The following is a 22,227-nucleotide window of genomic DNA, read 5'->3' as shown; positions in this document are numbered from 1 at the left end:
CGTCAGTCGCTACCGGCCCCGGGCTTGCCGAACCAGCGGGAGAGGTGGTCGTCCAGGTCCTGCTGATCGTCGCCGATCCAGGCGACGTGGCCGTCGGGGCGTAGCAGGACGCACGGAACATCCAGTACCGCAGTGGGATCCGCGAGGTGATCGACCCGGTCCGACCAGCCGCCGACGGTCAGGCGTTCGGTGCGGTCCAGCAGCAGGCCGCGGCCGCGATGCAGCAGACCGTAGAGGTGGCCCTGTTTCACGTCGATGTCGCGCAGGCGGCGGCCGAGCAGGTCGGGGCCTTCACCGAAGTCGTAGCGGATACCGATCGCGGTGATCTTCTCGATCAGATGGCGGTTCACCTCGTCGAAGTCCATCAGTTCGGTGAGCAGCCTGCGCACGGCCTGCGGGCCCGGTTCGGTGGACAGCAGTTCCATCTGGGCGCGGGTGTTGTCCAGCACGTCCTCGGCGACCGGATGACGTTCGGCCTGGTAGGTGTCCAGGAGTGTTTCCGGCGCCCAGCCGCGGATCTGTGCGGCCAGTTTCCAGCCGAGGTTGAATGCGTCCTGAACGCCCAGGTTGAGGCCCTGTCCGCCGATGGGTGGATGGATGTGTGCCGCATCGCCGGCCAGCAGCACCCGCCCGACCCGATAACGTTCGGCCAGCCGGGTGGCATCCCCGAAGCGGGACAACCAGCGCGGGGAGTGCACGCCGAAATCGGTTCCGGCGACGGCGCGCAACTGTTGTTTGAAATCCTCGAGGGTGGGCGGTTCCGCGCGATCGCCGACTCCCGCGGCGGGGACTACGACGCTATATGCCCCTTCGCCGAAGGGCCTGAGCCAGAATCGCTTATCGGTCTCGTGGATTTCGGTCACCTTGGCGGCGATCTCCGCCTGCGGCACACCCACTTCCATCTCGCCCATCAGCGTCTCGGTCCGCGACGGCTCGCCGGGGAAGCCGACGCCGAGCAGTTTGCGCACCGTACTGCGCCCGCCGTCACAGCCGACGAGATAGCGCGCACGCAGCTGTTCGCCGTCGGCCAGCTCGACGGTCACACCCTCGTCGTCCTGCTCGAAGCCGGAGACCGCGCAACCGCGCCGGACCTGCGCACCCAGTTGGATCGCATGCTCTTCGAGCAGGCGCTCGATGACCGGCTGCGGGATGCCCAGCAGATAGGCGTACGCGGAATCCAGGCCCCTGGGCGCGGGATTGGGGATGGCGGCGAAGAAACCGCCGGCCGGACGCTGTCTTCCGTGTTCGAGAATGCGGTCCAGCAGTCCGCGCATTGCCATCAGCTCGATGCTGCGAATATGCAGACCGACTATGCGGACGAACGACTTGGGCTCGGTTTCCTTCTCCAGAACGAGTACCCGCACATCGTGCAGCCGCAGTTCGGCGGCCAGCATCGCGCCGGTCGGCCCGCACCCGGCAATGACCACGTCGAACATGAGGGGCGCGCGAGAGTCCATAGGTGTTGCCTTTCGGGAGTGCCTTGTTGGCGAGGCGCTCCCGGCGACACCTACGTCAATCGCCGGCCGTGACGGGAAGGGGGAGCACCCACATCGATACAGCGTTCATGGGTCTCACCTCCTCAGGTGGTGTCACGGTCCACCGCAAGCTACAAGCCGGGGCATCACCCCGTCCAACCCTTTCCCAGCCACGTCCCCGCGTTCAGTCGCCGTCGAAGCCGCCCGAGTCCGCGTCGGCGCTGTCTCTGCCGTCCGCCCAGCCGGACCCGTTCGGTGGACCGGCCGCCTCGCGGAGCTGTGTGCCCACCTTGTCGGAGAGGATCGCCGACGTGATCCCGCCCGCGACGCAGGCCACCATGGATCTGACGCCGGGGCAGTCCCTCATGACCGACGAGGGGAAGCGCTGGTTCGCGGTGGCGGAGCCGGGCACGCCGCTCGTCGAACGGCTGACGAGCTTCCTCTTCGTCGTGGAGAGCCCGCTCTTCGAGCCGTACATGACGGCCACATAGCCCGCCTTGGCCTTCGCGGACACCGTGGCGTCCGGGGCGCCTATGACCAGGTCGGCGTACCCGTCCCCGTTGAAGTCGTCCGCCACGTCCACCGATGCGAACGATCCGGGGGCCGCCGAGGCCGGGCCGAGCGACCAGGCGGTCAGGCCTCCGGCCAGCAGCACCACCGCGGCCAAGGGCGCGCTCACTCGTGCCGCGCGGGTACTGCGTCGTACTCCTGCTCCTGCTCCTGCTTCTGCTTCTGCTTCTGCTTCTGCTCGTGACATGCACGTGCCCTTCGGGTCGGTGGGGTCCGGCGTGGCGGAAGCGCCGCGTCCGTTAGTCCGACAGGAATGAGGGTTCACCGGTTGTACGTGTGGATGTCATGGGTGAGTAACTGACGGAGAGCCCCTGGACGTGAGTTCGTCCAGGGGCTCTCGTGGGTCAGCGGTATGGATCTGTGCCTACTTCACGTCCGACGGGTCCAGGCGGTAGACACTCGCCGACTGGCTGCTGTCACCCGACGTCGAACTTCCGCCGTACTCGCTCGCCTCCACCGCCGTGCCGTTCTCCTGGACCCAGGCGGTCACCGCGGAGCTGAGCGTGGAGTTGCCGCCGGGGCCGCCTCCCATGCCACCGCCGAGTTGGATGTAGTGGAGGTCGCCGGCCTTGGCCAGTTCCTTGAGCTTGGTCAGGGTCATGGCCTGGTCGCTGCCGGACCAGCCCCACATGGAGATGACGGGTTCGCCGCTGCTGAGGATGAGCTGGGCCGCGCTCTGGGAACTGGAGACCGCCAGTAGCCACTTGGCGCCGTCCTGGTTCTTCTTCAGGTAGGAGATCAGTTCGCTGCTGGCGGTGCCGCCCATGCCACCACCACCGCCCATGGCTCCGCCGGGGCCGCCGCTCGTGCCGCCACTCTGCTGGGTGCCGCCCGTGCCACCGGGGGCGCCGCTCGGGGGCGTGCCCGTCTGGCCGTTGCCCTGCTGTTGGCCGTTCGCCTGGCCGTTCGCCTGGCCACCCGTCTGGCCGTCCTGGCCGCCGCCCGGGAAGCCGCCCCCACCGGGACCGCCGCCGCCCGCCCGATTGCCGCCGCCGCCCATGCCGCCGCTGCCCGTCGTAGGACCGGCCGTCGGGTTGGTGCCGCCCATGCCGCCGCCCGTGGCGGAGAGTTCGGTGGCGGCGTACGCGGCCGGGCCCGCGACCGAGGCGACGATCGCGGCGGTGAGGGACGCGGCCAGGAGACGTACGCGGTTGCCGGAGCGGAAGACGATCAGGCCGACCACGGCGAGAGCCATGACGACCGCGATCGTCGGCCACAGCCAGGTGTTCCAGTCGGTGGCCCGGCGCAGGAGAACCACCGCCCAGGCACCCGTGACCGCGAACGCCGCCGGCAGCACCCACAGCCACCGCTTGTCGGCGCGGAAGGCGCGCAGCAGCATCAGGCCGCCGCCCGCGCACAGGGCCGCGATACCGGGGGCGAGCGCGGTCGTGTAGTACGGGTGCATCGTGCCCTCGGCGAGGCTGAAGGTCAGGTAGTGCAGGGCCGTCCAGCCGCCCCACATCACCAGCGCGGCGCGCGTCAGGTCCGTACGCGGGGCGCGGCCGCACAGGACCAGGCCGCCGATGAGCGCGATGGCCGAGAAGGGGAGCAGCCAGGAGATCTGGCCGCCGAGGACGTCGTTGAACATCCGGCCGAGACCGGCCGTGCCGGAGAAACCGCCGCCCCCGCCGCCACCGCCTCCGCCGTTGCCCTCGCCGCCGAGGATCCGGCCGAGGCCGTTGTAGCCCATGATCAGGTCCCAGGCGGTGCCGTCCGTGGAGCCGCCGATGTACGGCCGCTCGTCGGCGGGGACGAGGGACACGGCCGCCGCCCACCAGAAGCTGGCGACGGCGAGCGCCACGCCCGCGAGGGCCAGGTTCACGATCCGCTTCACCAGGCCGGTGTTCGCCGCGTACAGGTAGACGGCGAAGACGGCAGGCAGGGCGATGTAGCCCTGGAGCATCTTCGTGTTGAAGGCGAGACCGAAGCAGGCCGCCGAGCCGAGCAGCGGCAGGAGCTTGCCGTTGTGCACGGCACGCAGGGCGAGGGCCGCGCCCGCCACCATCAGGAAGACGAGGAGGGTGTCGGGGTTGTTGTCGCGGTTGATGGCGACCGTGATGGGCGTGAGGGCGAGGACGAGCGCCGCGATGGCCGCCGCCCCGTGGCCCCACACCCGCTTCACCGACGTGTGCAGGATCCAGATCGTGCCGAGCGCGGAGGCGATCAGCGGCGCCATCATCTGCCAGGTCCCGAAGCCGAGGATCCGGCAGGACAGGCCCATCACCATCAGTACGAAGGGCGGCTTGTCGACGGTCAGGAAGTTCCCCGCGTCCAGCGAGCCGAAGAACCACGCCTTCCAGCTCTGCGTGCCGCTCAGCACGGCGGCGCTGTAGTAGCTGTTCAGGCCGGAGGAGGACAGGTTCCAGGAGTACAGCACCGCCGCCAGGACCATGATCCCGAGGAGGGCGGGGAGCGACCAGCGCGGTGCCTTCTCCGGAGGCCCGGCGGTCGCCGGTGGCTCCGGAGGATCGGGCGTGGTCGCCGGCGTGGTGGTGGTGTCGGTCATGTGGGGGTGTGGATCGGTGGCAGATGTCACCAGTGCACCGTGCGGCGGCGGCATGGGTGAGCACTGTGGCGTACCTGGCAGCCGCCTGTGAAAACGACGAGCTCCCGGTCACCGGACCGGGAGCTCGCCTCATACGTCTCGTACCGTCTCGTATGTCACGTACATCGCGTACATCTCATACGTCTCATACGTCTTCCGTGATCCGGCGTCTACCAGATCGACTCGACCCACTCCGGGTGGTCGATGAACGGGTTCCGGTTGCCCTGGTAGTTGGTGTAGATGAGCTCGTTGCGGCGCTCCTCGAAGGAGTCCGGCGGGTCCTCGTCGTTCCATGCCTTCAGGACGGAGAGGCGGCCGTGGAAGCGGGTGCCGCCGTTGTTGACGGAGTCGTTGGGCTCCAGGTTGGGCCAGCCGTCGTCCCCCTCGTACCGGACGGCCATGTAGAGGATCATGCGGGCCACGTCGCCCTTGACGGCGTCACGGGGCTCGAAGGAGTTCGAGTCGGTGAGGCTGCCACCGGAGTTGGTGAAGCTGCTGCCTCCGTTGTCGAAGTCCTTGTTGCCGCGGATGGAGTTGACCGTCACGTCCTCGGGGCGGATGTGGTGGAGGTCGGTGCCGGGGCCGGCGGAGGTGCCGAAGTCGCCGTGGGACTGGGCCCACACATGCTCACGGTTCCAGTTGCCGGAGTTACCGCCGTTGAGGGTCTTGCTGCGTGAGATGCCGGAGTACAGCAGCTTCACGTTGCTGCTGTTGTTGGGGTCCTGGTCGGTGACCTTCAGCGCGTTCCAGAGTGCCGAGTACGAGAGCGTCGACTGGTCGCTGATGATCGTGTGCAGCGAGGACTTCAGGGCCGTACCGGTCTTGCCGATGGCGTTCGCGTAGTACGTGTCGTCGTACGCGGTCGTCGTCGCCGAGGCGGGGGCGGCGGTGGCCGTCGGCAGGACGAGACCGACGAGCACGGCCGACGTCGCGAGTGCGATCGTCTTCCAACTGCGTATCCGCGCAGCGGGCATGTGGGGTGTCCCTTCCCAGAGGGCCGCGCAGCACGAGGAGTTGGTTCGGGGAGCCTCGGTCTACGCGGGTTGACTGTGTGGGTAACCGAGAGATTGGCATGGACGGGTCAGTGCGTGTGTTACGGGGAGAGGGCGGTTTGGTGACGTTATGGGGAACGGGGCAACTCCCGTGCCCCCACTGCCCTTTCCATGCCCCGACTCAAGGGGGGACCCCAATTGACGTGGGGAATCGGGTGTGTTGCGTACGGCCCGAGGAGGGGGTGGAGTCGCGGTGGGCAGGCGGCGATTGGCAGTTCTGTCTCGGCGGTACGGCTTGTTCGGGGCGTAACGCCGAGACGTAGCTGCCAATTGGTGTGCTCGTGCAGGGATCGCGCCGCCACGGGACCGGGACGGGCCGGTTTTCGGTACAACCTTCGCCCCCGGCCCGTGTCTGAATGGGCGACCGAAGCAACTACCGCCCCTCCCCAATCCGCATTCGCGAAGGGTTTCTGCATGTCCACGTACAGGACCATCGTCGCCACGGCGACCGCCGCCCTCGCCCTGGGCGGCGCACTGCTCGCGGCGCCCACCGCCCAGGCGGCGGCTCCCGGCCCGGCCACCCTCGTCCACGACGGCGGCGAACTCTGGTACAAGGCCGCCCCCGGCCAGACCAACGACCTCACGATCTCGGCGAAGGTCGAGCAGCGGAGCGAATGGGAGTACGTCTACGTCCTCACCTTCGACGACCGCTACGAGATGGCCATCGAGTCGAACGCGGCGGAGTGGGACGAGTGCGTCTTCCCGTCGGCGAGCGACCGTACCGTCGTCCAGTGCGCGGTCGAGATCCCGCAGAACTCCGACGACACCGACATCTACGACGTCACCGTTCGCGACGGCGACGACACGGTGACGATCCCCGCCGGCAACAGCGCCTACGCCACGATCTACGGCGGCCCCGGCAGCGACTTCATCGACTCGGCCTCCGGCGCCCCCGTACTGAAGGGCGAGGACGGCAACGACCGGCTCAACGGCGGCGGTGGTGTCTGGGGGGTCGGCCCCTACGGCGGCAAGGGCCACGACACCATCACCGGCTGCGCGCTGGACTGCTACGGCGGCGCGGGCGACGACACCCTCACCGGGGACGCCGATGGCAACGTCCTGTACGGCGAGTCCGGCAACGACACCGTCTACGGCAAGCAGGGCCGGGATGTCCTCAACGGTGGCACGGGCAACGACAAGCTGCACGGCAATCGGGGCGCCGACCGCCTCTACGGCAACGAGGGCAACGACACCCTCTGGGGCGACCAGGACAACGACGCGCTCTACGGCAACAACGGCAACGACACGCTGTACGGCGGCCAGGGCACCGACACCCTCTCCGGCGGTCCGGGCCGCGACAAGGTCCAGCAGTAGTTCTCGCGCTCGTCCTCGCGTTCGTCCTCGCGTTCGTCCTCGCGGTGGTTCACGCGGTGGTTCACGCAGGGACACCAGGGCCTGTCCGCCGGGTCGTGTGATCCGTGGGACAGGCCCTGGGCATGCTGTGACCCTGGGGTCAGCGGCGCTGGTAGTCGACCAGCGCCACGATGTACCGCTGGGGGGCGCCGCAGGCGACCTGCGACTTCTTGTCGACACCCTTCCACGGGCCGTACGCGAAGTGGCGGTTGCCCGTGATGCCGTCCTCACAGGTGACCTTGACCCGCACCTGGCCGGTGCCGGCGCGGCAGATCGCGAACCCCGTGTTCTCGTTCGGCTTGCCCACCTGACATTGGCTCGGTACGGCACTGGCGGCGGTCGCGCCCGCGATCGGCACGGCGACGGCGATGCCCCCCACTACGAGCGGAGTCATGGCGAGTGAGGCCAACTTCTTCATATTCATGATGTGTTCCCCGATTTTTTTGTGCCTGCCGGGCAGGCGGCGAGAACCCCGGAACGGGGCCCAGGCAATGGTCATCAGCGAGGCTAACCAAGATTCTTTCGGCGTGTCCATGACTTTCCGGTAAGGGAACGCGAGCCCGGCGCCCCCGCCCGCAGGAACGCCCGCAGGAACGCTGTCGTCCAGGCGGGCCCTTGCCCACACTGGGGAGATGACTGCGGAGGCCGAGACGTCGGCGGTTGTTCCCCGGCGTCGCGAACTGGACATACTGCGCGTGGTGGTCGTGCTCGGCCTGGTCTTCTTCCACGCCCGCGCTCGTCTTCTCCCCGGACGACGACTTCTACGTCAAGAACGCGGAGACGACGGACGCCGTCACCGTACTGGCCGGGCTCGCCGTGGTGTGGGCGATGCCGATGCTGTTCCTGGTCGCGGGCCTCGGCGCACGGCACTCGATACGCCGACGGGGGCCGGCCGGCTTCGCCCGTGAGCGGCTGTTGCGCCTGGGCGTGCCGCTGCTCTTCGCGTCGCTCGCCCTCAATCCCCTGCCGCAGTGGTTGCGGGAGCGGGCCGCCGACCCCGGCTACGACGAGTCGTACTGGCGTTTCTGGCCCCGTTTCCTCACCGTCCACGTGGACCTGAGCGACTTCCCCTTCCTCCTCGACGGCCGTTACTTCGAGACCGGCCACCTCTGGTTCGTCGTCCTCCTCCTCACCTTCTGCCTCGTCCTCGTACCGTTCGCGACCGCGCTCGCGGCCGGCGGCGAGCACGTGGCAGCGGCGGTGACACGCCGCCCCGCTCTGCTTCTGCAGCCCGCGCTGCCCCTGGCCGCGATCAACGCGCTGCTGGGCATGGAGGAGAGCTTCGCGGGCTGGAACCGTTGGGCGTACCTGCTGTTCTTCCTCAGCGGTTACGCCCTGGCCGACGACGCCCGCATCCGAGCCGCCCTGCGCCGACTCGCCGTACCGGTCGGGGCACTGGGACTCGTCCTGTTCGCCGCCACCGCGCCCGGGTTCATGGCGGGGGACGGCGACCCGTTCACCGACTGGACCCCGTCGGCGCTCGCCACCCGCGCGCTGTTCGGGGCGGCGGGCTGGTGCTGGGTGGTGGCGATCCTGGGGCTGCTGGACCGCCCCCGTGAACCCCGTGCCGGTGGCCGGTCCAAGCGGCTGTGGGCCTACCTCGCCCTCGCCGCGATGCCGCTGTACGTCCTCCACCAGCCGGTCGTCGTCGCCTTCGCCTACGGGGTGGTGGGCTGGTCCGCGCCGATCGTGGTCAAGTACGTGGCGATCGTGACCGGTTCGCTGATCGTGATCCTCGCGCTGTACGAGTACGCGGTCCGCCGGACCCGCCCGACCCGCTTCCTGCTCGGCATGCGTCCTGGCCGAGCAGCCCGTGTTTGACGGACGCGATGAACGAGGACCAGCTGGGGGGTGAGAGGAGGAGGGCTGGGGCGTGGGGGGTTTTGGAGTCGCGGACGGGGATGCCGGAAGGGTAGTTGTCGAGGATTTCGAGGCAGCTGCCGGCGTCGGGCGCACTGTAGGAGGACTTGCGCCAGCCCTCCAGAGCGGTGGCGTCGGGTATCGAGTGTTCAGCCATCGTGTCCGTAGTCCTTTGCTGTCGCTCGCATCAGGGCGAGTGACTCCTTCAGCGGCATCGCGTCGCTCAGTGCGAGAGCGTAGATGCCTTCGAGCCGCCTTACAGCAGTGGGCGAGTCGTGGATTTTGCCCATGTGTAGGCCTTCGCCGTAGCCCATCGGAGGCTGGTCCTCGAACGTCATGAGCGTCAACATGCCCTGCATGATGGGGTGAGAGCCGACTGCGAACGGCAGTACGTGGATGCGTACCCTGCCCTTCTCCGCCAGGCGGACGATGTGCATGATCTGCTCCGCCATGATGTCCGGGCTGCCGACAACACGTCGCAGCACGGCTTCGTCCAGCAGTGCCCAGACCGCAGGTGTCACGGGATCATCGAGGAGCTTTGCGCGTTCAAGGCGTGTGACAAGGCGCTTGTCACATTCCTCTTCACTCACAGGAGGGAAGGCCGTCCCCAGAACCGCTCTTGCGTACCTCTTGGTCTGAAGGATGCCCGGTACGAACGAGACGGCGAACTCTCTGATCATCACCGCTTGTTGTTCGAGTGCGCGTACGGCCTCGAAGTAGTCGGGGAGTGCCACGTCGTCCTGCGGAAGGAAGCTACTCAGCACGTTTCCCGTGTTCAGCGCCTTGTCCAGGCGTCGCGCGTCCTCCTTGGACGGCACCCGACGTCCCGCCTCGATATGCGAGATGTGCGAACGCGTCATGACGGCCATGTCGGCGAGCTGCTGTTGCGTCAGCCCGGCCTCTTCGCGCTTTTGTTTGAGCCAGTCGCCGTAGATCGTGCCCATCGTTCAACTCCCCATGTGACAAATGCGCTGTCACCTTCTGACCCCTGGCGAGACTAGCCGGGCATGTCCCAGTCTGTGAGCGGTTCGCTACACAAAGCGAACCCCCGCGACCGTTGCAGCGGTCCGGGGGCGTGGCCATCAACCGCGCAATCCCTTGAACCAGAACGGAGCTGACGACGTGCGCAACCGTATCGCCCGCGTGGTCAAGTCGCTGCGGAAACGCCTGACTTGCACCCCCACCGGCCCGACCGTCCACCACCTCGGCCCGCTCCCTCCGGCCCTGCGCGGCGGCGGGCGCGTACCCCCTTGGCTCGCCGCCGACCATGAACCGATGTGGTGCCGGCTTGAGGAGGCCAGGCGGCGGGCGCTGTATCTGAGGGAGACGGGGGCGTGGACGTGAGCGGTGCGGGTGGGGCGCGGCTGTTGCCCTGGACGGGGGCCGGGGGCAAGCGGTGTTACGTGGTCGGGGAGGGGACGGGGTATGTCTCGCGTCTGGCCGACGACATCGAGGCCGTCCAGCTCGGTATGGCCGGTGAACTCCTCGGCCACGCGGCCGACATGCTCGCCGACAGACGCGCGACCGTCCCCCAACTCCGTTTCCTGCTGGCACGGATGAGCGAGTCCCTGACCGACGTCCACCGGATCGCGGAGAGCCGGGGTGCGCGCCTTTCCGCGTCGGATGACGACAAGGACTAGCTAGGAGTAGTCCTCCACGGACATCGCCATGTCCACGGCGTACGCGGCGCGGGCCTGACGGTCCTCCTCGGTGATCTCGGGGTGGATCGGAGGGGCGGCCTCGGGTACGGGCCAGAACTGGATCAGGTGGCGTTCGCCGTGGTCGCCGATGCCGGGGTCGGGGTCGTCGGCGGGGCAGTACAGGCGCATGCGCGCCCAGCCGACGGAGGTGTAGGGGGAGAGCGGGGGTTCGTCGTCCGGCCAGGCGTCCATGATGTCGCCCTGTTCGAGGGTCGCGAGGCAGACGTGGGGGAGGTCGGGGCGAGGCTGAGTTCCTCCGCGGGCTCCCACTCGCCGTCGGTCTCCGGGGTCGGCGGGGCGTCGTGGACCTGGACGGTGATGCGGAGGGGGCCGGTGTCGGTGGTGGTGAGGACGACGGCGTTGGCTTCGGTGGCCGGACCGCAGCGCCAGCCGAAGGGCACCTCGCGGGGGTACTCGTAGTCGTCGTCGGTGAAGCCGATGAGTTGACATGCTCCTCGGGCTGAAGCGCGAGGATTCTGGCCGTTCCTACGGGGTGCTGTGCTGCTGCGCGGCGCAGGTTCCTGTAGGGATTCCGTGGCTTCCTGTTTCTTCGCGCTGTGCCGGGACGAGTCCTGGTCTTACCCGCGCTCCGCAGGCTGTCACCGCCAGTCCGGCGGCCTGTTTCACGTTCTGTGCGGCGTTCACGTCGCGGTCGTGGAAGGTCCCGCAGGCACTGCAGGTCCACTCGCGCACGTCGAGGGGTTTGGGGCCGTCGCGGTGGCCGCAGGCGGAGCAGACCTGGCTGGTCGGCTCGAACCGATCGATCTTGACGAACATGCGGCCGTACCGTTCGGCCTTGTACGCGAGCATGGTCACGAACTGTGACCAGCCCGCGTCGTGCACGCTCTTGGCCATCTTCGTGCGCGCCAGTCCTTTGACCGCCAGGTCCTCCACCGCGACCGCTTGGTTCTCGCGGATCAGCTTCGTGGAGAGCTGGTGGTGGAACTCGCGGCGCGCGTCGGCGACCTTCGCGTGCGCCTGGGCGACCTTCACTCTCGCCTTCTCGCGGTTCTTCGATCCCTTCCGCTTGCGGGCAAGGTCTTTCTGGGCCTTCTTCAGCTTCTTCTCCGCCCGGCGCAGAAACCGCGGGGAGTCGATCTTTGTGCCGTCCGAGAGGGCGGCGAAGTGGGTCAGGCCCAGGTCGATGCCGATCACGGCGTCCGGCTCCGGCTCGTCCCAGCGCTCCCGGTCCGTTTCGGGGTCGGTGTCGATGACGAAGCTGGCGAAGTACCTTCCGGCCGCATCTTTGATCACCGTCACGCTCGACGGCCTCACGGGCAACTCCCGCGACCACTTGACCTTGATTGCTCCGATCTTCGGCAGCAGCAGCCTCCCGCCCTCGGTGATCTTCCAGCGGGCGTTCGCGGTGAACCGCACCGCCTGACGGGCGTCCCGGCGGGAGCGGAAGCGCGGCTCACCCACCCGCGCCCCGGCCCGCTCCCCCTTCAACGAGGCGAAGAAGTTCGCGTATGCCGCATCCGCCTCCCGCAGCGCCTGCTGGAGCACGACCTGGGAGACCTCCGCGAGCCAGGCCCGCTCCGGGCGGGCCTTGGCCTGGGTGATCAGTGTCTTGGACAGCACGGCGGACGTCGGGTACCGCTCGCCGGCCGCGTGGGCGTCGCGGCGGGCGCGCACGGCGTCGTTGAACACGACGCGGGCGCACCCGAACGCCCTCGCCAACGCGCCCTGCTGGCCGGGCTCCGGGTACATCCTGAAGACGTATCGAAGCTGCATGCGAGCATCGTAGAAACGGCCGACCCGCCAGCACCAGGCAGAACATTCGTTCAACCTGTCGCCGGCTACTGGCCAATGCTCTCTGCCCGGCTGCGCCGGAAGGCCACCGCGACGCTTCGCGTCGCGACCACCGGATCCGCTTCACCGCCGGTCTGAAGCCCGACGCACTACGAATGAATCCCGGTAGCCGTTCTCGCCGAGCTCGACGGTGAACGAGGATTCACGGACCAGCAAAGGAAGCCTCCTTGAGTGGCGTGGGTGCCCCCTCCCCACCGGGTCACCGGAGTTCGTGCGAACTCGTGTACAACTTTCGGTCATCTCCGCGAGTCGAGTGAGGTGAATGCGCGAGTGGCGCGTTCTTCACCACTCAAGGGGATGGGAAAGCCTCATGACTTACCGGATGTCCCGGACTCACCGGATATCCCGGACGTCCAGACGGGCCCGTGTGCTCGCCGCGGGGATCGGGGCCGGGTTGCTCGTACCGTTGGCCGTGGGCGCGGCGCCGGCCTCCGCCACGACACCGCAGGTCAGCTGCACGTCGAACCAGGCCGGGCTGGCCGCGAAGCTGAAGAAGGACATCACGGCAGCCCTCGCCAAGCGGAAGGGCACCGTGGCGGTCGGGCTGTTCGAGCGGGCCACCAACACCACCTGCACCCTGCGGAGCGGCACCGCGTTCGACTCGGCCAGTGTCGTGAAGGTGACCGTGCTCGCGGCGCTGCTCCACGACGCCAAGAAGACCAACCGGTACCTCACCGACCGCGAGGCCAAGCTCGCCACCGCGATGATCACCAAGTCCGACAACGCCTCCACCAGCACCCTGTGGAAGCAGCTCGGGGTCAAGAAGATCCAGGCCTTCCTGACCGCGGCCAAGATGACCCAGACCAAGCCGGGCGCCAACAACTACTGGGGGCTCACCCAGATCACCGTCCGGGACGAGCAGCGGCTGCTGGCGCTCCTCACCGCGAAGAACTCCGTCCTCAGCGACAGCGCCCGCGCCTACATCCTCAAGCTCATGAACAAGGTCGTCTCCTCGCAGCGCTGGGGGACCCCGGCCGGGGCGCCGTCGACCGTGAAGGTGCACGTCAAGAACGGGTGGCTGTCCCGCGCCACGCACGGCTGGCGGGTGCACAGCGTCGGTACGTTCAAGGGCGGCGGACGGGATTACACGATCACCGTCCTCACCCACGGCAACCCCGACATGAAGTACGGCGTCAACACCATCCAGAACGTCGCCAAGGTCATCCACAAGGACCTCGTACCCGTCACGACGTCCGCGAGCACGCAGCGGTACGTGCCCACCAACCAGCCTCAGGAAGCGACCGTGCCCGTGCCGGGCGTACCGACCGGCGGCTGATATCCGGACGTTCACGGAGAGGCCATCTCCGTATCACCGGCGTCGCCCTACCGTGACGCCATGCCTCTCAGAACCCTCCTCGCGACCCTGACCGCCGGCCTGGCCGCGGCCACCACCACCTTCGCCGCCGCCGGGCCGGTGCACGCCGACTCGCCGCAGAGTCACGCCTGTTCGTCGTCCGTCTCCATCGACGCGTACTCCGACGCCCTCGACAAGACGACGTACGAGGGCACCTTCGTCGGTAACTTCTCCGCCCTCGCCGTCGACCGGGACGGGTCCCTGCTCGCCGTCTCCGACCGGTCCTCCCTCTTCGCCCTCGACGCCAGGAGCTTCCAGCCGAAGGGTGTCGTCCCCCTCGCCACCGAGACCGGCACGGCGCTCGACTCCGAGGGCCTGGTCGTCGACCGGGACGGCACCCGCCTCGTCACCTCCGAGACCGAGCCGTCCATACGCCGCTACGACCGCGAAGGCCGACCCCTCGGCAGCCTTCCCGTGCCCGACGAGCTGAAGGTCGCCCCCGCCGGGCGCGCCGCCACCAACCAGACCTTCGAGGGGCTCACCCTCCTCCCCGGCGGCCGTACGCTGCTCGCCACGATGGAGGGCGCGCTCACCGGGGACACGACCGGGGTCGTCCGCTTCCAGACCTGGCAACGGCACGGCAGCGGCGAGGACTTCCGGCTCGCGGCCCAGTACGGTTACCGCGCCGACAGCGGGCTCGGAGTCGTCGAGGTCGCGGGCCTCCCGGGCGGGCGGCTGCTCGTGCTGGAGCGCGGCTTCACGGCCGGCGTCGGCAACACGGTCCGCCTCTACGTCGCCGAGACGCGCCACGCCACGGACACCAGCGACGTCGACGTACTCACCGGGCAGGACGGCGACGGCGTACGACTCGTCCGCAAGACCCTCCTCGCCGACCTCGTGAACTGCCCGACCCTCGGCGCCACCGCCAAGCAGCCGCAGCCGAACCCGCTGCTCGACAACATCGAGGGCATGACGATCACCGGCGGTACGGGGGCACGGCACGGCCGGCTGCGCGTCCTGCTGGTGAGTGACGACAACCAGAACGCCGCCCAGACGACTCGCTTCTACTCCCTTCGGGTCCGGGTGGCCTGACACGTCGGCCGATCAGAACGCCGTCGCGTGAACCGCTCGGGGCCCCTCGTCCGATGAAGGTGTGTGAGCGAAACGAACAGGGGGAGTCCGGGCGACGCCGAGCTGTTGCGGGCCGTCGCGGACGGGGACCGTCGCGCCTTCGAGGAGCTGTACCGCCAGTACGCTCCGTGGCTCGTGCTGCGGCTGCGCGGGCGGTGCGCCGATCCGGTGCTCGTCGACGACGTCGTACAGGAGACGTTCCTCGACGTGTGGCGGGGAGCCGCCCGCTATCGCCGCGAAGGTGATGTGGCGGGCTGGTTGTGGCGGATCGGATCGCGTCGGCTGGTGGACGCGCTGCGTGGCGACGGGGCCCGTGGCCGGTTGCGCCAGGCGCTGGCCCGGCTGCGCCATCGTGATGAGGAGTCCGCCGAGGAACAGGTGCTGGCCCGGGTGCGGCACGGCGACCTGGCGGGCTCGCTGGCCGGGCTCTCGCCGGAGTTGCGGGCGGTGTTGCAGGCCACGGTGATCGACGGCCTGACGACGCGTGAGGCGGCCGTTCTGCTGGGCATTCCGCCGGGCACGGTCAAGACGCGGGCCATGCGCGCCCGGAAGCAGTTGCGGGAGGGCCTGACATGAGCTGGCACGCCGATGACGGGGACCTGCGGGAGTACGCGCACGGGGTGCTGGCGGCGCCGCGGCTGTGGTCCGTCGAGACCCACCTCGCCGCCTGCGCGGACTGCCGGGCGGCGCTCACGGCCCATGTCCCGGCCGCCGAGACCGACGCGGGCTGGGCCCGGCTGGACGCCGAACTGGACGCCCCGAGGCCCGGCCCGGTCGAGTCGCTGCTGATCCGGGTTGGGGTCGCCGACCACACCGCGCGGCTGCTCGCGGCGACTCCGGTGCTGCGCCGCTCCTGGCTCGGCGCCGTCGTGCTCACCCTGCTGCTCGCGGTCGGCGTGGGACTGGCCGCCTCGCCGCTGATGCTGCTGGCCACGGCGCCGCTGCTGCCGCTGGTGGGGGTGGCGGTGTCGTTCGGCCCCGGGCTGGACCCGACGTACGAGATGGCCGTGGTCGCGCCGACGCACACCTTCAGGCTGCTGATGATCCGGACCGTCGCCGTGCTGTCGACGACGACGGTACTGAGCGGGCTGGCGAGCCTGACGCTGCCGTCGTACGGGCTGGCGGCGCTCGGCTGGCTGCTGCCGGCGCTCGCGCTGACCTCGACCGGGGTCGCCTTGACGGCCCGGCTGGGGCCCGTGCTCGCGCCGGCGCTGGTAGGTGCCGGCTGGACCGCCCTGGTGGCGCTGAGCGGCCTGCTGGCCTCCGGTACGCCGCTGCCCTTCACCGCCGAAGGTCAGGGCGCGGCGGCGGCGGTCGCGGTGGTGGCGACGGCGCTGCTGGTGACTGCGCGGGACCGTTTCGACAGCGGCCGTCGGCTCGGCCCTTCGTTCCGATCCCTGTGATCCCTGTGATCCCTGTGACCCCTCGGATCCCTCCGATCCCTCTGATCCCTCAGACCTCTGTGATCCCTCGAATCCCTCCGATTCCCGTGATCTCTCCGATTCCTCCGGTTCCTCGGACCCTTCGATTCGCAGCCAGGAGGCTGTCATGACACGACCCCCGGGCAGTCGGCCCACGGTCTCGGCCGCCGGGCTGGCCCTGAGGTATCGCGGTACGAGGGCGGTCGACGATGTCACGCTGCGGCTGACCGAAGGCGTCACCGGGCTGCTCGGCCCGAACGGCGCGGGCAAGACGACGCTGTTGCGGATCCTGGCGACGGCGACCCCGCCGGACAACGGGGCGTTCACCGTCCTCGGGCACGATCCGAGCACCGTGCGCGGTCGGCAGGACGCACGCGGAGCACTGGGCTATCTGCCGCAGAACCCCGGATTCCATCCGGACTTCACCGCCTTCGAGTTCATCGACTACGTGGCGATCCTCAAGGAGCTGACGGACCGGCGCACCCGGCACGCCGAGGCCCGTCGGGTGCTCGACGCGGTCGGTCTCGCGGACGTGCGCGGCAAGCGGATCCGCAAACTCTCCGGAGGCATGCGGCAGCGGGTGGCGCTGGCGGCGGCCCTGGTCGGCGATCCGAAGTTCCTCGTCCTGGACGAGCCCACGGTCGGGCTGGACCCGGAGCAGCGGATGAGGTTCCGGGAGCTGATCGCGGAGGCCGGCGAGGGCCGGACGGTGCTGCTGTCCACCCACCAGACGGAGGACGTGGCGATGTTGTGCCACCGAGTGGTGGTGATGGACAAGGGCCGGGTGCGGTTCGACGGTACGGCCGCCGAGCTGACGGCGGTGGCCGACGGCCGGGTGTGGAGCAGCGCGGAGCGTCAGCCCGGTGCCCGAGCCGGATGGCGCACCGGGACGGGCGAGTTCCGCAACGTCGGGGATCCGCCGGCGGGCGCCCGGCTGGTCGACCCGACGCTGGAGGACGGCTATCTGCTCGCACTCGGCGGCGACACGCCGGCGGAGGTGGCGGCATGACGGCCGTGACCGAGGCCCCGGCCGTGGCACCGTTCCCGGCGCCGACCGGGGACGCGCGGCGGGCGGTGCTCGCGCTGGCCCGGGTGGAGGCACGGCGTCTGCTGCTGCACCCCCTGGTGCTGGCCGCCCTGGCGGCGTACCTGACAGTGTTGCTGTGGCCGGGCGGTGAGCCGGAGGACGCCTATCCGGTTCTGCAGGACATCGACCGCGAGACACAGCTGGGACACGTGCTGCTGGGCCCGGTGGTGATGATCGCCGCCAACCTGGCAGTGCTGCGCTCACACCGGCGTGGCACCGACGGGCACTTCGCCGTGCTGGTACTGCCGCCGTGGCAGCGCACCTGTGCGCATCTGCTGTCCGTGCTGCCGACGGTGCTGGTGACGGCATTGATCGTGACCGGGCAGTTCACGGCCGGGGCGTTGAAGCCCGGGGCGGTGGGGCGCGGGTCGGTGTTCGAGCTGCTGACCGGGCCGCTGCTGATACTGGTCTGCGCGGTCCTCGGGGTGCTGCTCGGCCGGGTGGCCGGGTCGGCGCTCGTGGCTCCCCTGGCCGCGGTCGCCCTACTGGCGGGCACCTTCATCTTCGCGGCCTCCCCGGAGCCTGGCTCCTGGCTGCGCAGCGTGTCCCCGGTGGTGGTCGACGACGGCGGGCAGCCATTGCCGTCGGACCTGTTGGGGCGGCCCGCCGGATGGCACGCGCTGTACCTGCTGGCGCTCTCGGTACTGGCGGCGGCGGGGGCGGTCCTGGTGAGCGGTGGCCGGACGCGGGCCGTGCGGGTCACTGCCGTGGCGTCGCTCGGCGCGGTCGTGGCCACCGTCGTCCTCCAGGGCATGGCGCCGTCGGACGCGGTGCGCGAGGCGCGGGAGGTGGCGACCCGTGACCCGGCGGCGGTGCAGGACTGCGAGCGGCGCGGGGCGACGACGTACTGCGCCTTCCCCGAGTTCACCCCCTGGATCGACGAATGGGCCCTGGTGACGGACAAGGCCCGGTCACTGGCCAGCGGACCGGAGGCGACGCGGGCGCTGACCGTACGGCAGAAGGTCGCCGCGCTCGACGGACCGTCGGGCATGTGGGAGCTCTCGCCCGCCGCGCCCGGTGAGCTGACGGTGAGTACGGCGTGGGGCGGCGAGCGGGAGCTGGAGTTCGCCGCGAGCGTCGCCCGGGGACTGGTGGTGGGGCACGAACGGTATGGGGGAGCGCACTGCGACGCGCGGGGCGTCCTGATGGTCTGGCTGGCGATCAGGGCGACCCGTGACGGCGCGACCATGTTCGAGAGGACCGGGGACAACTACAACAGCCCCGGTGTGATCCAGGCTCCGGTCTCCGCGATCTCCCTGCGAGGCCGCGAGTACGCCGTCGTGGAGCGGCTGCTCGCCGAGCCCCGGGCGGAGGTGGACCGCAAGGTGAAGGCGTCCTGGGCGGAGCTCTCCGCGCCCGGCACGACCACCGACCGCGCGGCCGCCCTGCTCGGTGTCACCGCCCCGGCGGAGTCGGCCGACGACCGCGAGCGGATGTGCGCGTGAGGCGGCGGGCGTCGGTGGCGGCGGCTCTGGTGCGGCCCACGCTACGGTCCCTGCCGTGGCGCCTGTTCGCGTCCGGCTGGGGAGTGGGGCTCGTCATGGCCGCCGTACCGGTGCTGTTCTCGATGGAGCTCTCGGCGCCGGTGCTGGTCAACGTGGTGCGGGCGGTCGCGCTGTGCGGGGCGGTGGGGATGGCGTTCGTCCTGGACGATCCCGCCCGGCACACCACCGGCGTCTCTCCTGTGCCGCGTCCACTGCGGCAGGCGTTGCGTGTGGCCGTGGTGTGGGCGGTGGGCGCGGCGTGGTGGGCAGCCGTGCTGGCCGTCATCCGGGTGGGCGTCGAACCCGCGCGCTGGTCCGCACTGCCGTCGGGGGCGGTGACGGTCGAGGCGGGCGCGCTGTTCGGGCTGGCGCTCGCGCTGGCCGGGGCGGTGGTGCGGTTCAGCGAGACGCGACTGCCGGGGCCGGCCGTGGCGGGCGCCGTGCTCGCGTTGCCGATCGCGGCCGGTGCGCTCCTCCCGCCCCGCTTCGCCCTGTTCGTACCACCGGGCGACCCACGCTGGGCGAACTCCCATCTGCTGTGGGCCGGCGTCCTGATCACCATGTTCGCCACCTGGATGGCATGCGGACCGGAGCCGCGCCGCCGCTTCGGCGGCGGTCTTGGCTTCCGGCGCGGTGCGGTTGGGTGATGTGGCTCCATGGGTCCGCGCTGTGGGGCGCGGCGGGACTCCCGCAGGAGAGCTTCGGGGGCGCGGAACGTTCGGCGGCGCGGGTTGTGCGCGGCTGATCGCGCAGTCCCCCGCGCCCCTGAAACCCGTCGGCTACGCCGGTCCGCCTCCGGCTGCGGTGTCACTACCGCGCCCCGCGCTCTGCCCGCGTCCCGCACCCTGCCCGCGTCCCGCGTCCCGCGTCCCGCACCCTGCCCGCGTCCCGCGTCCCGCGTCCCGCGTCCCGCGTCCCGCGTCCCGCGTCCCGCGTCCCGCGTCCCGCACCCTGCCCGCGTCCCGCGTCCCGCACCCTGCCCGCGTCCCGCGCCCCGCCGTCCCGCGTCCACTCCCCAGGCCGCGCAGCCCACGCAGGTGTGCCCCCGCAGGCCGCCCCCGGGACCTCGGCCCCGCCTCCCGCCGTCCCGCGCCCTGCCCCGCGTCCCGCCCCGGCACCTCGGTCCCGCGCCCCGCCGCCCCGTGTCCCAGCCTGCCTCCGCCCCACGGCTCCGCCCCGCCGTGCGTCCCCGTGTGATGTGGAGGGGAGAATGAACGCCGTACCCATACGGTCGACCCTTGCGGAGGAGCGGGAAATGCAGAACGCGCGAGCGGGGCAGGTGGCCGGGCCCGAGGACCTCATCGATGTGGCCCGCCTGGTCACGGCGTACTACGCGCTGCACCCCGACCCGGCCGAACCGGGGCAGCGGGTGGCGTTCGGCACCTCGGGACACCGCGGCTCGTCGCTCGCGGCGGCGTTCAACGAGGACCACATCGCGGCCACCAGCCAGGCCATCTGCGAGTATCGCGCCGCCCAGGGCACCGACGGCCCGCTCTTCCTCGGCGCCGACACCCACGCCCTGTCGGAGCCCGCGCGGATCACGGCACTGGAGGTGTTCGCCGCCAACGACGTGACCGTCCTCATCGACCAGGCCGACGGCTACACGCCCACCCCGGCCGTCTCGCACGCCATCCTCACCCACAACCGGTCGCGCACCTCCGGTCTCGCCGACGGCGTGGTGGTCACCCCCTCGCACAACCCGCCCGGCGACGGCGGCTTCAAGTACAACCCGCCGAGCGGCGGCCCCGCCGGATCCGAGGCGACCTCCTGGATCCAGGACCGCGCCAACGAGATCATCATCGGCGGCCTGAAGGACCTACGGCGCATCCCCTGCAGCCGCGCCCTGACCGCGCCCGGCACCGGCCGCCACGACTTCCTCGGCGGCTACGTGGCCGACCTGCGATACGTGCTGGACCTGGCGGCGATCCGGTCCGCCGGAGTGCGCATCGGCGCCGATCCGCTGGGCGGCGCCTCGGTCGCCTACTGGGGCCGTATCGCCGAAGAGCACGGGCTCGACCTCACAGTGGTCAACCCGCTCACCGACCCCACCTGGCGCTTCATGACGCTGGACTGGGACGGCAAGATCCGCATGGACTGCTCCTCGCCGTACGCCATGGCCTCACTCATCGAGCAGCGCGACCGGTTCGACATCGCCACCGGCAACGACGCCGACGCCGACCGGCACGGCATCGTCACGCCGGACGCGGGCCTGATGAACCCCAACCACTATCTGGCCGTGGCGATCTCGTACCTGTTCTCGCACCGGGAGCAGTGGCCGGCCGGGGCCGGCATCGGCAAGACCCTGGTGTCGTCCAGCATGATCGACCGGGTCGCGGCGGACGTCGGCCGCCCGCTGGTCGAGGTCCCCGTCGGCTTCAAGTGGTTCGTGGACGGCCTGTCCGACGGCACGCTCGGCTTCGGCGGCGAGGAGTCGGCGGGCGCGTCCTTCCTGCGCCGGGACGGCTCGGTGTGGACCACCGACAAGGACGGCATCCTCCTGGCCCTGCTCGCCTCCGAGATCACGGCGGTGACGGGCAGGACCCCGTCGCAGCACTACGCCCGGCTCACCGACCGCTTCGGCTCCCCCGCCTACGCCCGCGTCGACGCCCCGGCCTCCCGTGAGGAGAAGGCGCTGCTCGCCAAGTTGTCCCCGCGCCAGGTCACCGCCGACACCCTCGCCGGAGAGCCGGTCACCACGGTCCTCACCGAGGCCCCCGGCAACGGCGCCGCCCTCGGCGGCATCAAGGTGGCCACCGCCAACGCCTGGTTCGCGGCCCGCCCCTCGGGCACCGAGGACGTCTACAAGATCTACGGGGAGTCCTTCCTCGGCCCGGCCCATCTGAGCCAGGTCCAGGAGGAGGCCAGGTCCGTGGTACTCACGGCGCTCGGCGCCTGACGCGACAGAAGGGGGGGCGATGGCCTTGTCAAGGCCGACAGGGGAAAACCACTCGATCGCCTCGATCGCCGTCAACCCCGCGAAACCCCACGGCGCCTTTGCCAGCATGCCCCCATGAACAAAGACCCCTACCTGGCGAGCGCCGAACAGTTCGTGCTCTACCTGGCCGAACTCCAGAGCACCCTCGACCCCGAGTCGTACGAACTTCTGCTGCGCATCCTCAAGGGCACGAACGAGGCGCTGGTCCACCGCGGCGTGGAGCTGGACATCCCGCTCTCCCCCCGAGAGCGGGAACTCTTCACCCCCGAGTTCGGCGACCGCCTGCGCAAACTCCTCGACCACCTGAATCCGAACTGCGACTGCCCGGACGCGGAGAGCGAGTACCTACGCCAAGAGGTGGAGGCCATCGCCAGGGCCAGCGGAATGACCGCCCAGTAAGAGGGCGGGGCTGCGCGTTGCCGTCTGCGGGTGATCAGTGGTTGCTCGCGCAGTTCCCACCCACCCGCACCCGCCAACCCACCGACCGGACCGAGCTCTTCCGCGGGGG

At 70.3% G+C, this 22,227-nt stretch carries 21 protein-coding genes and 1 pseudogene; 13 read left to right on the top strand and 9 right to left on the bottom strand.

What is annotated here, in order from left to right; genetic code table 11:
• Positions 1 to 2 precede the first annotated feature (2 nt).
• The 4 genes from rox to F3T56_RS34590 all read right to left on the bottom strand — a co-directional run bounded on the left by rox (position 3) and on the right by F3T56_RS34590 (position 5,564).
• On the bottom strand, positions 3 to 1,457 hold the full coding sequence (gene rox / locus F3T56_RS34605; protein ID WP_216373036.1) for a rifampin monooxygenase: 1,455 nt from the start codon (positions 1,455 to 1,457) through the stop codon (positions 3 to 5).
• Positions 1,458 to 1,659: 202 nt separating this feature from the next.
• Positions 1,660 to 2,154 (bottom strand): integrin alpha, encoded by a 495-nt coding sequence (locus F3T56_RS50280; RefSeq protein ID WP_425473697.1) that lies wholly within the window; start codon positions 2,152 to 2,154, stop codon positions 1,660 to 1,662.
• A 255-nt stretch (positions 2,155 to 2,409) separates the two neighbouring features.
• The gene (locus F3T56_RS34595) at positions 2,410 to 4,581 is read right to left on the bottom strand and encodes an ArnT family glycosyltransferase (RefSeq protein ID WP_246204202.1); all 2,172 of its coding nucleotides are present in this window, start codon (positions 4,579 to 4,581) and stop codon (positions 2,410 to 2,412) included.
• Between the two features lie 179 nt (positions 4,582 to 4,760).
• The gene (locus F3T56_RS34590; protein ID WP_149829302.1) at positions 4,761 to 5,564 is read right to left on the bottom strand and encodes an endonuclease I family protein; all 804 of its coding nucleotides are present in this window, start codon (positions 5,562 to 5,564) and stop codon (positions 4,761 to 4,763) included.
• A gap of 492 nt (positions 5,565 to 6,056) precedes the next feature.
• On the opposite strand from F3T56_RS34590, the gene F3T56_RS34585 reads away from it, so the two are divergent.
• Complete coding sequence (locus F3T56_RS34585) at positions 6,057 to 6,956, top strand: calcium-binding protein (RefSeq protein WP_149829301.1); 900 nt, start codon at positions 6,057 to 6,059, stop codon at positions 6,954 to 6,956.
• A 139-nt stretch (positions 6,957 to 7,095) separates the two neighbouring features.
• Here F3T56_RS34585 and F3T56_RS34580 read toward each other — a convergent pair whose 3' ends face one another.
• Positions 7,096 to 7,419, bottom strand: coding sequence for a hypothetical protein (locus F3T56_RS34580; RefSeq protein WP_149829300.1), 324 nt, complete (start codon positions 7,417 to 7,419; stop codon positions 7,096 to 7,098).
• Positions 7,420 to 7,655: 236 nt separating this feature from the next.
• Here F3T56_RS34580 and F3T56_RS34575 point away from each other — a divergent pair, with 236 nt between their 5' ends.
• Positions 7,656 to 8,816 carry an acyltransferase family protein gene (locus F3T56_RS34575; protein WP_342787024.1) on the top strand — a complete coding sequence of 387 codons (1,161 nt, stop codon included), beginning with the start codon at positions 7,656 to 7,658 and terminating at the stop codon, positions 8,814 to 8,816.
• A gap of 55 nt (positions 8,817 to 8,871) precedes the next feature.
• Here the strand turns inward: F3T56_RS34575 and F3T56_RS48535 are convergent.
• Together F3T56_RS48535 and F3T56_RS34565 are read right to left on the bottom strand one after the other, a co-directional pair.
• A pseudogene (locus F3T56_RS48535) lies at positions 8,872 to 9,012 on the bottom strand (DUF397 domain-containing protein); the annotation flags it as partial.
• On the bottom strand, positions 9,005 to 9,799 hold the full coding sequence (locus F3T56_RS34565) for a helix-turn-helix domain-containing protein (protein ID WP_149829298.1): 795 nt from the start codon (positions 9,797 to 9,799) through the stop codon (positions 9,005 to 9,007). The gene F3T56_RS34565 and the pseudogene F3T56_RS48535, both read right to left, overlap by 8 nt.
• A 178-nt stretch (positions 9,800 to 9,977) precedes the next feature.
• Between F3T56_RS34565 and F3T56_RS34560 the strand changes: the two genes are divergently transcribed.
• Both F3T56_RS34560 and F3T56_RS34555 read left to right on the top strand, forming a co-directional pair.
• Positions 9,978 to 10,199 carry a hypothetical protein gene (locus tag F3T56_RS34560; protein WP_149829297.1) on the top strand — a complete coding sequence of 74 codons (222 nt, stop codon included), beginning with the start codon at positions 9,978 to 9,980 and terminating at the stop codon, positions 10,197 to 10,199.
• Entirely contained in the window at positions 10,190 to 10,495 is a 306-nt protein-coding gene (locus F3T56_RS34555) for a hypothetical protein (RefSeq protein WP_149829296.1), read from the top strand. Before F3T56_RS34560 ends, F3T56_RS34555 begins: the two co-directional genes overlap by 10 nt.
• Here F3T56_RS34555 and F3T56_RS34550 read toward each other — a convergent pair whose 3' ends face one another.
• Together F3T56_RS34550 and F3T56_RS34545 are read right to left on the bottom strand one after the other, a co-directional pair.
• Complete coding sequence (locus F3T56_RS34550; RefSeq protein ID WP_246204201.1) at positions 10,496 to 10,825, bottom strand: hypothetical protein; 330 nt, start codon at positions 10,823 to 10,825, stop codon at positions 10,496 to 10,498.
• A 216-nt stretch (positions 10,826 to 11,041) separates the two neighbouring features.
• On the bottom strand, positions 11,042 to 12,289 hold the full coding sequence (locus F3T56_RS34545) for an RNA-guided endonuclease InsQ/TnpB family protein (protein ID WP_149829295.1): 1,248 nt from the start codon (positions 12,287 to 12,289) through the stop codon (positions 11,042 to 11,044).
• Positions 12,290 to 12,689: 400 nt separating this feature from the next.
• Between F3T56_RS34545 and F3T56_RS34540 the strand changes: the two genes are divergently transcribed.
• From F3T56_RS34540 to F3T56_RS34500, 9 genes are all read left to right on the top strand, one after another.
• Entirely contained in the window at positions 12,690 to 13,643 is a 954-nt protein-coding gene (locus F3T56_RS34540) for a serine hydrolase (protein WP_149829294.1), read from the top strand.
• Between the two features lie 60 nt (positions 13,644 to 13,703).
• Positions 13,704 to 14,753, top strand: coding sequence for an esterase-like activity of phytase family protein (locus tag F3T56_RS34535; protein ID WP_149829293.1), 1,050 nt, complete (start codon positions 13,704 to 13,706; stop codon positions 14,751 to 14,753).
• A 63-nt stretch (positions 14,754 to 14,816) separates the two neighbouring features.
• Entirely contained in the window at positions 14,817 to 15,368 is a 552-nt protein-coding gene (locus tag F3T56_RS34530) for an RNA polymerase sigma factor (RefSeq protein ID WP_149829292.1), read from the top strand.
• On the top strand, positions 15,365 to 16,195 hold the full coding sequence (locus F3T56_RS34525) for a cupin domain-containing protein (protein WP_149829291.1): 831 nt from the start codon (positions 15,365 to 15,367) through the stop codon (positions 16,193 to 16,195). The genes F3T56_RS34530 and F3T56_RS34525 overlap by 4 nt, the downstream gene beginning before the upstream one ends.
• A gap of 145 nt (positions 16,196 to 16,340) precedes the next feature.
• A complete protein-coding gene (locus tag F3T56_RS34520) occupies positions 16,341 to 17,222 on the top strand; it encodes an ABC transporter ATP-binding protein (RefSeq protein WP_149829290.1) in 882 nt (293 codons plus the stop codon).
• The gene (locus F3T56_RS49475; RefSeq protein WP_149829289.1) at positions 17,219 to 18,745 is read left to right on the top strand and encodes an ABC transporter permease; all 1,527 of its coding nucleotides are present in this window, start codon (positions 17,219 to 17,221) and stop codon (positions 18,743 to 18,745) included. Before F3T56_RS34520 ends, F3T56_RS49475 begins: the two co-directional genes overlap by 4 nt.
• Positions 18,742 to 19,431, top strand: coding sequence for an ABC transporter (locus F3T56_RS34510; protein WP_149829288.1), 690 nt, complete (start codon positions 18,742 to 18,744; stop codon positions 19,429 to 19,431). The genes F3T56_RS49475 and F3T56_RS34510 overlap by 4 nt, the downstream gene beginning before the upstream one ends.
• 608 nt (positions 19,432 to 20,039) lie before the next feature.
• Positions 20,040 to 21,680: a phosphoglucomutase (alpha-D-glucose-1,6-bisphosphate-dependent) gene (pgm, locus tag F3T56_RS34505; RefSeq protein WP_149829287.1), complete on the top strand. Its 1,641-nt coding sequence runs from the start codon at positions 20,040 to 20,042 to the stop codon at positions 21,678 to 21,680.
• Between the two features lie 114 nt (positions 21,681 to 21,794).
• On the top strand, positions 21,795 to 22,118 hold the full coding sequence (locus tag F3T56_RS34500) for a hypothetical protein (RefSeq protein WP_149829286.1): 324 nt from the start codon (positions 21,795 to 21,797) through the stop codon (positions 22,116 to 22,118).
• The last annotated feature ends 109 nt before the right edge of the window (positions 22,119 to 22,227 follow it).

It is taken from the genome of Streptomyces tailanensis, from assembly GCF_008386495.1.
In the GTDB taxonomy this organism is placed as follows: Bacteria; Actinomycetota; Actinomycetes; order Streptomycetales; family Streptomycetaceae; genus Streptomyces; species Streptomyces tailanensis.
The sequence above is the reverse complement of the archived record's forward strand: the minus strand, read 5'-3'. Positions and strand labels throughout refer to the sequence as shown.

What these genes read in the sequence shown, in the direction of transcription:
- rox (WP_216373036.1), bottom strand. Translation starts at nt 1,457, where the DNA reads ATGGACTCTCGCGCGCCCCTCATGTTCGACGTGGTCATTGCCGGGTGC.
- F3T56_RS34590 (WP_149829302.1), bottom strand. Translation starts at nt 5,564, where the DNA reads ATGCCCGCTGCGCGGATACGCAGTTGGAAGACGATCGCACTCGCGACG.
- F3T56_RS34585 (WP_149829301.1), top strand. Translation starts at nt 6,057, where the DNA reads ATGTCCACGTACAGGACCATCGTCGCCACGGCGACCGCCGCCCTCGCC.
- F3T56_RS34580 (WP_149829300.1), bottom strand. Translation starts at nt 7,419, where the DNA reads ATGAATATGAAGAAGTTGGCCTCACTCGCCATGACTCCGCTCGTAGTG.
- F3T56_RS34565 (WP_149829298.1), bottom strand. Translation starts at nt 9,799, where the DNA reads ATGGGCACGATCTACGGCGACTGGCTCAAACAAAAGCGCGAAGAGGCC.
- F3T56_RS34545 (WP_149829295.1), bottom strand. Translation starts at nt 12,289, where the DNA reads ATGCAGCTTCGATACGTCTTCAGGATGTACCCGGAGCCCGGCCAGCAG.
- F3T56_RS34540 (WP_149829294.1), top strand. Translation starts at nt 12,690, where the DNA reads ATGTCCCGGACTCACCGGATATCCCGGACGTCCAGACGGGCCCGTGTG.
- F3T56_RS34535 (WP_149829293.1), top strand. Translation starts at nt 13,704, where the DNA reads ATGCCTCTCAGAACCCTCCTCGCGACCCTGACCGCCGGCCTGGCCGCG.
- F3T56_RS34525 (WP_149829291.1), top strand. Translation starts at nt 15,365, where the DNA reads ATGAGCTGGCACGCCGATGACGGGGACCTGCGGGAGTACGCGCACGGG.
- F3T56_RS34520 (WP_149829290.1), top strand. Translation starts at nt 16,341, where the DNA reads ATGACACGACCCCCGGGCAGTCGGCCCACGGTCTCGGCCGCCGGGCTG.
- F3T56_RS49475 (WP_149829289.1), top strand. Translation starts at nt 17,219, where the DNA reads ATGACGGCCGTGACCGAGGCCCCGGCCGTGGCACCGTTCCCGGCGCCG.
- pgm (WP_149829287.1), top strand. Translation starts at nt 20,040, where the DNA reads ATGCAGAACGCGCGAGCGGGGCAGGTGGCCGGGCCCGAGGACCTCATC.
- F3T56_RS34500 (WP_149829286.1), top strand. Translation starts at nt 21,795, where the DNA reads ATGAACAAAGACCCCTACCTGGCGAGCGCCGAACAGTTCGTGCTCTAC.